General features: G+C 70.9%; 3 protein-coding genes. 1 reads left to right on the forward strand and 2 read right to left on the reverse strand.

Features of this window, described 5'->3' with window-relative positions:
- Both FNH05_RS36830 and FNH05_RS36835 read right to left on the reverse strand, forming a co-directional pair.
- Positions 1-540 (reverse strand): FAD-binding oxidoreductase (locus FNH05_RS36830; protein WP_144593449.1); only part of this gene is annotated, 540 nt, incomplete at its 3' end.
- A gap of 111 nt (positions 541-651) precedes the next feature.
- Positions 652-1,083 carry an Hsp20/alpha crystallin family protein gene (locus FNH05_RS36835; RefSeq protein WP_144593450.1) on the reverse strand — a complete coding sequence of 144 codons (432 nt, stop codon included), beginning with the start codon at positions 1,081-1,083 and terminating at the stop codon, positions 652-654.
- Positions 1,084-1,193: 110 nt separating this feature from the next.
- On the opposite strand from FNH05_RS36835, the gene FNH05_RS36840 reads away from it, so the two are divergent.
- On the forward strand, positions 1,194-1,796 hold the full coding sequence (locus FNH05_RS36840; protein ID WP_144593451.1) for a hypothetical protein: 603 nt from the start codon (positions 1,194-1,196) through the stop codon (positions 1,794-1,796).
- Positions 1,797-1,861: the final 65 nt, after the last annotated feature.

The raw sequence follows: 1,861 nt of genomic DNA on the forward strand, positions 1-1,861 counted from the left end.
GCCCGCCACCCCCTTGGCCGTGCGGCGGCCGGTGCGCAGCACCCGCCCGTCGGCCAGCACCACCTCAAGCTCGCGCACGAAATCGCTGGTCACCCCGTACTTCACACAGCAGAGACCGCCGGCGTTCGTGGCGACGTTGCCGCCGATGGTGGACATCTCCCACGAACCGGGGTCCGGCGGATAGAAGAGACCGTGCTCCGCGACCGCGCGGGAGAGCACCGAGTTGATCACGCCGGGTTGCACGGTGGCGGTGTGGTTGTCGAGGTCGACCTCGAGGATGCGGTCCATCCGTTCGAGGGACAGCAGGATGGCGCCGTCGACGGCGTTCGCGCCGCCGGACAGGCCGGTGCGGGTGCCCTGGGGCACCACCGGAACGCGGTTTTCGTGCGCGAAGCGCAGCACCCGCGCCGCCTCGGCGGTCTCCCGTGGCCTGGCCAGGGCGAGCGGCATCCCGGCCGCGCAGAACCCGGCCTGGTCGTAACGGTAGGTCTCCAGGATCGCGGGATCGGTGGTCACGAAGTCGGCGTCGAGCAGCTCCACCCGTTCACCGTACTCAGTGACAAACCGGCATCGGAAAAAAGCAGCGCTGCGCGCGGGCCTCCGGAGGGCACCGCGCACAGCGCGAGGAGAGTGGTCCGGTGAGGCCGCCCGTCAGGCGTTGATCTCCTTACGTGCGGGCTCGCTCTCGATGGCGATCTTGCGCGGCTTGGCGCGCTCGGCGATCGGGATCCGCACGGTCAGCACCCCCGCGTCGTAGGCGGCGTGGATGTGGTCGGCGTCGAGGGTGTCGCCGAGGAACAACTGGCGGGAGAACACGCCCAGCGGCCGCTCCGAGACCTGCATCTCGACCTCGTCGCCCGCGATCGGACGGCGCTCCGCCTTCACGGTCAGCACGTTGCGCTCGACGTCGAGTTCGATCGCCTCCGGGTCCACGCCGGGCAGGTCGAAGGCCACGACGAACTCGGCACCGGAGCGGTAGGCGTCCATCGGCATCGGGTTCGGCCGGGACCAGGTGCCCGCCTGGCCGAGCACCTGCTGGGTCAGCCGGTCGAATTCACGGAAGGGGTCGGTGCGCATCAACATCGAAGACACCTCCTCGTCGCTCACTTGTCTGCTTGTCGACGCGCTGCACCCCCGTTATAGCGCGTCATCGTTCCGTTGACAAGTAAGAATGTCGTCGGAAGAATGACGCCGTGGAGGATGTGCGTGCCGCGCTGGAACTGGTGCACTCGGTGCTCACCGAGGCCACCCGGGGAAGCGAAACGGACCCCCGCCGCGTGCTCGCGGCACTGACCGTGCTGCGCGGATTGCGCGAGGAACTCTCGGAGTGGGAGCCGCACCTCATCGCGTCCGCGCGCCGGGAGGGCATCAGCTGGGCGGAGCTCGCCCCGGCGCTGGGTGTGGCGAGCAGGCAGGCCGCCGAACGCCGCTACCTGCGCCTTCGGGACGCGGCCGCGAGCGAGGTGACCGCCGACGAGCGCGTGCAGGCCACCCGTGACCGGCGCGCGGGCGAGCGCGCGGTGACCCGGTGGGCCCGGGAGAACTCGGCCGACCTGCGCAGACTGGCGGGCCAGGTGAGCGCGGTACCGGACCTGCCGAAGGCCGAGTCACTCCGGCGGGCACTCGGCGAGGACGACGCCACCGCCCTGATCCAGGCCCTGGCGGCCGTCCAGCTCCACCTGACCCCCACGCATCCGGCGCTGGCGGCCGAGATCGGCACGGTCACCGAGCACGCCGACCGCCTGCGCCGCGAAACTCACGAACGCCGCCAGTCCTCCCGCTCCCCGCACCCCTGACCTGACCTTTTGACTCAGGCTGGGCTGGGCTGGGCTCTGGGCTGGGCCGTGAAGGGTCCCTTCAC

It is taken from the genome of Amycolatopsis rhizosphaerae (genome assembly GCF_007713715.1).
In the GTDB taxonomy this organism is placed as follows: Bacteria; Actinomycetota; Actinomycetes; order Mycobacteriales; family Pseudonocardiaceae; genus Amycolatopsis_E; species Amycolatopsis_E rhizosphaerae.